The 8,598-nt window shown below is 65.1% G+C and carries 6 protein-coding genes; 3 read left to right on the forward strand and 3 right to left on the reverse strand.

Annotation, left to right across the window (positions count from 1 at the left end; all coding sequences use genetic code 11):
• Positions 1 to 26 precede the first annotated feature (26 nt).
• Both pyrC and I71_RS24535 read right to left on the reverse strand, forming a co-directional pair.
• A complete protein-coding gene (gene pyrC / locus I71_RS24530) occupies positions 27 to 1,082 on the reverse strand; it encodes a dihydroorotase (RefSeq protein ID WP_042699788.1) in 1,056 nt (351 codons plus the stop codon).
• 169 nt (positions 1,083 to 1,251) lie between these two features.
• Entirely contained in the window at positions 1,252 to 1,719 is a 468-nt protein-coding gene (locus tag I71_RS24535) for a hypothetical protein (protein WP_244434029.1), read from the reverse strand.
• Positions 1,720 to 1,989: 270 nt separating this feature from the next.
• Between I71_RS24535 and hisS the strand changes: the two genes are divergently transcribed.
• The 3 genes from hisS (at position 1,990) to I71_RS24550 (ending at position 8,320) form a co-directional block, all read left to right on the forward strand.
• Positions 1,990 to 3,339 (forward strand): histidine--tRNA ligase, encoded by a 1,350-nt coding sequence (gene hisS, locus I71_RS24540; protein ID WP_042699794.1) that lies wholly within the window; start codon positions 1,990 to 1,992, stop codon positions 3,337 to 3,339.
• Positions 3,340 to 3,453: 114 nt separating this feature from the next.
• On the forward strand, positions 3,454 to 5,169 hold the full coding sequence (locus I71_RS24545) for a DUF262 domain-containing protein (protein ID WP_042699798.1): 1,716 nt from the start codon (positions 3,454 to 3,456) through the stop codon (positions 5,167 to 5,169).
• Between the two features lie 94 nt (positions 5,170 to 5,263).
• Positions 5,264 to 8,320 (forward strand): transglycosylase domain-containing protein, encoded by a 3,057-nt coding sequence (locus I71_RS24550; protein ID WP_042699801.1) that lies wholly within the window; start codon positions 5,264 to 5,266, stop codon positions 8,318 to 8,320.
• Between the two features lie 63 nt (positions 8,321 to 8,383).
• Here the strand turns inward: I71_RS24550 and I71_RS39215 are convergent.
• Positions 8,384 to 8,598, reverse strand: a 215-nt coding sequence (locus I71_RS39215) for a hypothetical protein (protein WP_211098433.1), incomplete at its 5' end; no start/stop codon positions are given.

Below are 8,598 nucleotides of genomic sequence, written 5' to 3' on the forward strand. Positions count from 1 at the left end.
CCGGACGGGGGGGGGCCCCAATTGCCTCACACCGCCCCGAAGAAGTTCCAGCCCAGGGTCTCGCCGCTGCGGAGGGGCAGCACGGCGTCGCCCTCGCTGACCAGGATGACGTCGGGGGCGACCGACGGACGGCGTTCCAGCGCCACGCGCTCCTCGCTGACCGGCAGGTTGTAGAAGCGCGGCCCGTTCAGACTGGCGAATGCCTCCAGCCTGTCGAGCGCGCCAGCCTCGTCGAACGCTTCGGCGTAAAGCTCCAGGGCGTTGGCGGCGGTGAAGCAGCCGGCGCAGCCGCAGGCCGCCTCCTTCGCCGTCACCGTGTGCGGGGCGGTGTCGGTACCCAGGAAGAACGGCCCCTCGCCGCTCGTCGCCGCCTCGACCAGCGCCACCCGGTGCGTCTCGCGCTTGGCGATCGGCAGGCAGTAGAGGTGCGGACGGATGCCGCCCTGGAAGATGTGGCTGCGGTTGATCAGGAGATGATGCGCGGTGATGGTGGCGCCGATCCGGCCGCTGGCGGCATGGGCCCGCACGAACTGCACGGCGTCGGCCGTCGTCACATGCTCCAGCACGACGCGCAGGGTCGGGTGCCGCTCCAGCAGCGGGGCCAGGATGCTGTCGATGAACACCGCCTCGCGGTCGAAGATGTCGACCGACTGGTCGGTCACCTCGCCATGGATCAGCAGCGGCATGCCGATCTCCGCCATGCGCTCCAGCACCGGAGCGATGCGGGCGATGTCGGTGACGCCATGGGCGCTGTTGGTGGTGGCGTTCGCGGGATAGAGCTTGGCGGCGGCGAACACACCGTCCTTGAAGCCCCGCGCCAGATCGTCGGCATCGGTGCCGTCCGTCAGATAGGCGGTCATCAGCGGGGTGAAGGCGACGCCATCCGGCAGGGCATCCAGGATGCGCCCACGGTAGGCCACGGCGTCGGCGACGGTCGCCACCGGCGGCTTCAGGTTCGGCATCACGATGGCGCGGCCGAACTGCCGGGCGGTGAAGGGCAGAACCGCCTTCAGCATGGCGCCGTCGCGCAGATGGACATGCCAGTCGTCGGGACGGCGGATGACAAGGCGTTCGTTCGGCATGGATCGGGTCCCGGCGCTGCTGTCGAGGGAGGCGGTTGGCTTGGACGACGTTCTATCGCCATCGCCGCCGCATCTCAACAGGACCGGGACGCCGCGCCTCCTCGCGCCGCCGCACCTCCCCGTCCGCCGGCCGGCGTTGGCGGGCGGGAAGGTGCAGCGGCCTGCAACCTTACTGGATGATGGTCGAGGTCTTCAGGCCGAGGATGCCGTCGATCTTCGCGGCCTGCTCGGCGGTCACCGGCTTGCCGCCGATGCTGGCGAGCTGCTGCCGGGCCTCGGCCACCGCCTTGTCGCGGGCGGCCGTGTCCTTCAGCGCATGGGCGGCCAGCATCTGCTCGTGGTACTTGCCGAGCTGGGCGGACAGCTGTTCGGTCGGCTTGGCGCCGAGTTCCTTGGCGACGGCGTCGGCCTGGGTCTTGGTCACCTCGACCTTCGGCGTGGCCGCGACCTGCTCATGCTTGGTCTTGCCGGCTTCGGTCTTGATGGCCTCGCTCTTGGTGACGGCCTTCTGATCGACCTTCTGGTCGAGCTTCGGGGCCGTTGTGGTGGAGTCGGTCGTCGCGGCGGGGGCCGACGTGGCCGGAGCGGCCGGAGCGACCGTCGCCGCGCCCGCGCTCAGCACGGGGGCCGTCGCCATCAGGGCGACAAACGCAAAGGTCGAAACGGACGAACGGATACGCGACCCAAAGACGGTGCCGGACATTTGTGTTCTCCATTTTGATGAGCGATCCTCGCTGCGGGATCGTGCTTAGATGAACGCGGCCGGCGGAGCTTCATTCCACGCCCTTCCAAAAAATTTCCGCCCCGACTGAAAAATTTCCCCCAGCCTTTTTGGGCGCAGGTGACGGGGCCGGCGAAAGGGGCTAGAAAACCCACGCTTTTCCTATCCAAGCGCGGACCTTCTCCGATGAGCCTGATCACGCCCCGCACCCCGCCCGGAACGATGGAGCTGCTGCCGCGCCAGCAGGTGGCCTTCCAGCGCATGCTGGACACCATCCGCCGCGGCTATGAGCGGTTCGGCTTCGTCCCCGTCGAAACCCCGGTGTTCGAGACGGTCGACACGCTGCTGACCAAGTCGGGCGGCGAGACGGAGAAGCAGGTCTATTTCGTCCAGTCGACCGGCGCCATCCAGCAGGGCAACAAGCCGGAGCTGGCGCTGCGCTTCGACCTGACCGTGCCGCTCGCCCGCTATGTGGCGGAGCATGAGCGCGACCTCGCCTTCCCCTTCCGCCGCTACCAGATCCAGCGGGTCTACCGCGGCGAGCGGGCGCAGCGCGGGCGCTTCCGCGAATTCTACCAGTGCGACATCGACGTGATCGGCAAGGACAGCCTGTCCGCCCATTACGACGCCGAGATCCCGGCGGTGATCCACCATGTCTTCACCGAGCTGAATTTCGGCGGCTTCACCATCAACGTGAACAACCGCAAGATCCTGCTGGGCCTGCTCGACGGTCTGGGCGTCGCCGACGCCGACACCCGGGTACTGGTGCTGCGCGAGATCGACAAGCTGGACAAGATCGGCCAGGACAAGGTGCGCGCCAGCCTGCTCGGCCTCGGCGTGACCGAGCATGCCGCCGACACCATCCTGTCGCTGATCGCCATGACGGGCACCAATGCCGAGACGCTGGCCGCGCTGGGCGCGCTCGACATCGAGACCGCCCTCTTCCGCGAAGGCGTCGGCGAGCTGACCACCGTCATCGAGGGGCTGAACGCCTTCCAGGTGCCGGAAGGGACGGTGCGCATCAACCTCGCCATCGCGCGCGGCCTCGATTACTACACCGGCACCGTCTACGAGACCTTCCTGAACGACCATCCCGGCATCGGCTCGGTCTGCTCCGGCGGGCGTTACGAGAATCTCGCCAGCCACTACACCAAGTCGAAGCTGCCGGGCGTCGGCATCTCCATCGGCGCCACCCGCCTGTTCTACCAGCTGATGGAGGCTGGCATCATCAAGGATGCCACCCCCACCGCGCAGGTGCTGGTGACGCAGATGGACCCGGCCCTGTCCGCCGACTATTTCCGCATGGCCAGCGAGTTGCGCGCCGCCGGCATCAACACGGAAATCCAGCTGGACGGCGGCAAGATCGCCAAGCAGATGAAATATGCCGACCGCGCCGGCATCCCCGTCGTCCTGCTGATGGGCTCCGACGAGCAGGCCCGCGGCACCGCGACCCTGAAGCATCTGGTCAAGGGCGAGCAGGTCGAGGTCCCGCTGGCGGAGCTGGCGGCACGGGCGAAGGCGCTGCTGGAGGGGTGAGGCGCCCCGTCGTCGCCCGAAGCCGCGCGTGATAGGGTAAACATTGGATGATTTCACCGACGATCCCAGGGTCGTCGGTGTCGTCCCACTGTTCCAATGCCAACGAGCGCGGCCATGTCAGCAACGAACTTTAACACGAAGAACGACACGTTCCGTAAGCTGATGGGCAACGGCCTGACCTACCGTGTGCCCCGTTTCCAGCGCGACTACAGTTGGGGCGAAGAGGAGTGGGACGACCTCTGGCAGGACATCCTTGTAACGGTCAAGGAAGGTGGAGAGCCGGCCCACTACATGGGCTATCTTGTGCTCCAATCCTCCGATGATAAGTTGTATGACGTCATCGATGGACAACAGCGTCTGACGACGCTGAACATCATCGTGCTCACGGCCCTTCGGCAACTGAAGAAACTGGTCGAGCAGGGCCGAGATGCCGATACGGCACAAAAGCGTCTGGACGGCCTGCGGCAGACCTACATCGGCTACCTCGATCCGGTGACGCTGGTCGCACGCTCAAAGCTGTCTTTGAACCGCAACAACGACACCTATTTTCAGACCTACCTCGTGCCCCTGGTCGACAACCCACCACAGCGAGGGATCAAGCCCTCGGAAAACCTCCTTCGTCGGGCGTTCGAATGGTTCGGAGGCCGCCTGCAGGACTATCTGCAAGGCGCAACAGATCCCGGAATGGAAATAGCTCGTCTGATCGATACGATGAGCGATCGCCTGTTCTTCACAGTGATAACTGTGACCGACGAACTGAACGCATACAAGGTATTCGAAACCTTGAACGCGCGAGGTGTCCGGCTATCGGCAACGGATCTTCTGAAGAACTATCTGTTCTCGGTCTTGCATCGCGAAGAGCAGCACGAGCACGAGCTGATGGTCCTGGACAACAGATGGGAGCGGATCGTCGGACGTCTGGCCGCCGCCAGCCTTCCGGATTTCCTGCGATTCCATTGGATCAGCCGTCGCAACTTCGTCCGGCAAACCGATCTCTTCAAGGCCGTGCGCAGCGAGATCAAGGTTCGATCCGATGTTTTCTCCCTTCTGAACGCCATGGATGAAGACATCGACACCTATCTGGCGCTGACCAGCCCCGAGGGATCCAATTGGTCGCAAAGCGCCAAAGACTGCGCCCGGATCATCAAGACGTTCAGCGTCCGACAGCCATTCCCATTGCTGATGGCGGCCAAAAGACGGCTGAACGAAACAGACTTCGAGAAACTTCTCAGAGCCACCGTCGTTATTTCATTCCGCTACAACGTTATCGGCGGCCTTCTTCCTGCCGAGCAGGAACGCACTTACCATGCGGAAGCCCAGAGGATCAGCAAGGGAGAGCACGGAACACTGCAGCAAATACTTGAAGGACTGCGCGGAGTTTATGTTTCCGATGCAAGTTTTCATGCCGCTTTTTCTGAGAAATCGATCGGAACTCTGCAGAACCGCAACCGCAAGATCGTCTGCTATATCCTATGCTCATTGGAACGGCAAATGTCGGGCATCGACCTAGACTATGAAAGCAGCAGTTTCAACGTTGAGCACATCTGCCCAGTGAATCCCAGCGGTGGCTGGAGCGCATTCACCGACGAAGAAGTTGAAACACTGACATCCCGATTGGGAAACATGACGCTTCTCCAAACAAGCACCAACAAGCGACTTGGCAACGCCGAGTACGTCGATAAACGTCCGATCTATGCGGAGAGCATCTACGCCCTGACGCGAGAGATTGCGGAGAAGCATGAGGAGTGGACGCCTCGGGCGATCAGCCAGCGTCAGAAGGCCATGGCCAAGATTGCAACTGCTGTGTGGCGTGTCCCTCAACTCTCGTGATTTTTACTCCTTAAACCCATATTAACCAAAACACCCCTACTGTCTGCACCGAATCCGGCTGTTTCGGCCGAGCGGTAGGGGGCGCGCATCCGGCATGGCGAAAGGTTCGGTCCAGGGCTGGGCGCGAGCGGGCACATGGGTGCAGCGGACGGCGATCGGCATCACCCTGTCCATCACGCTCGCCGCCGCCGGCTATGCCGGCTGGCAGGAGATGCGGACCTCGCGTCTCCAGGCCCGGCTGCTCGCCGGCGTCGCCCAGTCGATGTCCGTCAGCCTGCGCGAAGGCCCCAACCCGCAGGCGCGCTTTCCCAAGCATGGGCCGTACAACGAGCGGCTCGGCTACACCGCCCTGGCCGGCCAGCTCGACGCGCTGACCCATGACGTCTACGCAATCGAGCAGCAGGCGGTGCTGTCGCCCATGCTCGACCGTTTCATGGCCGGCGGCGGCTTTCCGATCTATCGCGAGAAGACGCAGGCCGGGCTGACCTTGCTCGACCGCAACGGCGCCGTCATGTATTCGGCGCGCTATCCCGAACATGTGTTCGACGGCTTCGACGATGTGCCGAAGCTGATCGCCGACACGCTGCTGTTCATCGAGAACCGCGAGTTGCTGGATGCCGACCAACCCCGCCGAAACCCGGCGGTCGAATGGGACCGCTTCGGCGCCGCGGTCGCCATGCTGCCCTTGCAGATGATCCGGCCGGGCCAGCGCTCCCCCGGCGGCTCGACCCTCGCCACCCAGATCGAGAAGTACCGCCATTCGCCCGACGGCCAGACCACCGGCGGGGTGGAGAAGCTGCGCCAGATGGCGTCGGCCAGCGTCCGCGCCTACAGCGACGGCGAGGACACCACCGAGGCCCGCCGCCGCATCCTGGTCGACTACCTGAATTCCACCCCGCTGACCGCCAGAGCCGGCTTCGGCGAAGTGAACGGGCTGGGCGACGGGCTGTGGGCCTGGTTCGGCACCGACCTCTCCATCGCCAAGCGCGTGCTGGCCGAACCGGCTCCAGACATTCGCACCCTGAAGCTGAAGGCGCTGGCCTACAAGCAGGTGCTGGCCCTGCTGCTCGCCCAGCGCCGGCCCTCCCATTACCTGATCCAGGACCGCGCCGCGCTGGACCGGCTGGCTGACGCCCATCTGCGGGCGCTGGCCCAGGCCGGCGTCATCGACCCCGTCCTGCGCGACACGGCACTCGCCACCCCGCTGGTCTTCCGCGAGGAGGCACCGACCAGCCCGGCGACGTCCTATGTCGAGCAGAAGGCGACCAATGCCATCCGCGCCCGGCTGCTCGGCATGCTCGGCGTTTCCAACCTCTACGCCCTCGACCGCATCGATCTGACGGCACAATCCACCCTGGATGCCGAAACCCAGGCCCGGGTGGTCGAGGTGCTGGGCAAGCTGAACGACCCCGACTATGCCCGCTCGCTCGGGCTGACCGGCGAACGGCTGCTCGACGCCCGCAACAACGACCTGTCCAAGCTGGTCTATTCGATCACGCTGTACGAGCGCGGCCCCGAGGCCAATTACCTGCGCGTCCAGGCCGACAATCTCGACCAGCCGTTGGACATCAACGACGGGGCCAAGCTGGACCTCGGCTCCACCGCCAAGCTGCGCACATTGACGACCTATCTGGAGATCGTCGCCGAACTGCACAGCCGCTACGCCCATCTGCCGAAGGAGCTGCTGGGCGATGTGGAGGACGAGGCGTCGGACAATCTGACCCGCTGGGCGACCTCCTGGCTGGCCTCGGCCCCCGACCGCCGGCTGCCGGCCATGCTGGACGCGGCGATGCAGCGGCGCTATTCCGCCAGCCCCGGCGAGGTGTTCTTCACCGGCGGAGGCCAGCACAGCTTCGTGAATTTCAACAAGGACGACAACGGCCGCATCCTGACCGTGCAGGAGGCGTTGCGGAACAGCGTCAACCTGCCCTTCATCCGGCTGATGCGCGATGTCGTCCAGTTCTATATGGATGAAGGGGCGGACGACGGCGCCGACATCCTGCGCACCCCCGACCATCCGGCCCGGCAGGCCTACCTCGCCCGCTTCGCCGACCGCGAGGGCTCGGACTTCCTCAACCGCTTCTACAACGACTACCGCAAGCGCACGCCGGACGAGGCACTGGCCCGGCTGGCGACCCGCTCGCGCCCGGTGCCGCACCGGCTGGCGGTGATCTTCCGCACGGTGCGGCCCAAGGCCGGGCTGGCGGAGTTTTCCACCTTCCTGCGCGCCCGGCTGCCGGAGGCTGCCCTGTCCGACAGCCAACTCTCGGCACTCTACGCCAAATACGGGCCGGACCGCTTCCCGCTGAACGACCTCGGTTATCTCGCCCGCGTCCATCCGCTGGAGCTGTGGCTGGTCGCCTATCTCCAGCAGCATCCCGACGCCAAGCGGGCCGAATTGCTGGCCGCCAGCGCCGACGAGCGTCAGGAAAGCTATCGCTGGCTGTTCAAGAAGGGCATGGCCGCGCAGAACACCCGCATCCGCATCGGGTTGGAGGAGGAGGCGTTCCAGCGCATCACCGCCCAGTGGCGCAGCGTCGGTTATCCGTTCGAGACACTTGTGCCGTCGCTGGCGACCGCCATCGGCAGCTCGGCCGACCGTCCGGCGGCGTTGGCGGAGCTGATGGGGCTGATCCTGAACGATGGCGTGCGCCAGCCGACGGTGAAGATCCGCTCGCTGCATTTCGCGGCCGGTACACCTTACGAGACCAAGCTGGGGCTCGGCCCGATGACGGGGGAGCGCGTGCTGCGGCCGGAGGTCTGCGCCACCCTGCGCCGCGCCCTGATGGATGTGGCGCAGAACGGCACCGCCAAGCGCGTCTGGGGTTCCTTCAAGGATCCGTCCGGCATGCCGGTCCCGATGGGCGGCAAGACCGGCACCGGCGACCACCGGCTCGACCGCTGGGGGCCGGGCGGCGTGCTGATCGAATCGAAGGCGGTGAACCGCACCGCAACCTTCGTCTTCTACATCGGCGACCGTTTCTTCGGCACCATGACCGCTTTCGTCCATGGGCCGGAGGCAGACAACTACCGCTTCACCAGCGCCCTGCCCGCCCAGCTGCTGAAAAGCCTGGCTCCCGCGCTCCAGCCGCTGATCGACCAGGGCACGACGCGAACCGCCGATACCCGCCCCACGCCGACCGGGCTGTGAGAGTCGCGCTCGGTATTCCCGCCCTGCCCGGATGCCCTTCGTGGCCGGATTACGCTGATCGCGTCAACGCGGGAAGTCCCAGGGCTTGGGTACTATTGCAACCTCCCTGTTCACGATATTGTAAACGGCTTTCAAGTAGGTCAGGTAAAACTCGTCTGCCCCCTCGTCCGGTTCCGTCTGGTAAGAGAATTGAAAGAATTCAATGGCTTGCCGACTGACAGGGTAGTATCCCGGAAGACCGGCATGATTCTCGACATAGCCACCATAGATCCTTGCAA

It is taken from the genome of Azospirillum sp. B506, from assembly GCF_000333595.1.
Lineage (GTDB): Bacteria > Pseudomonadota > Alphaproteobacteria > Azospirillales > Azospirillaceae > Azospirillum.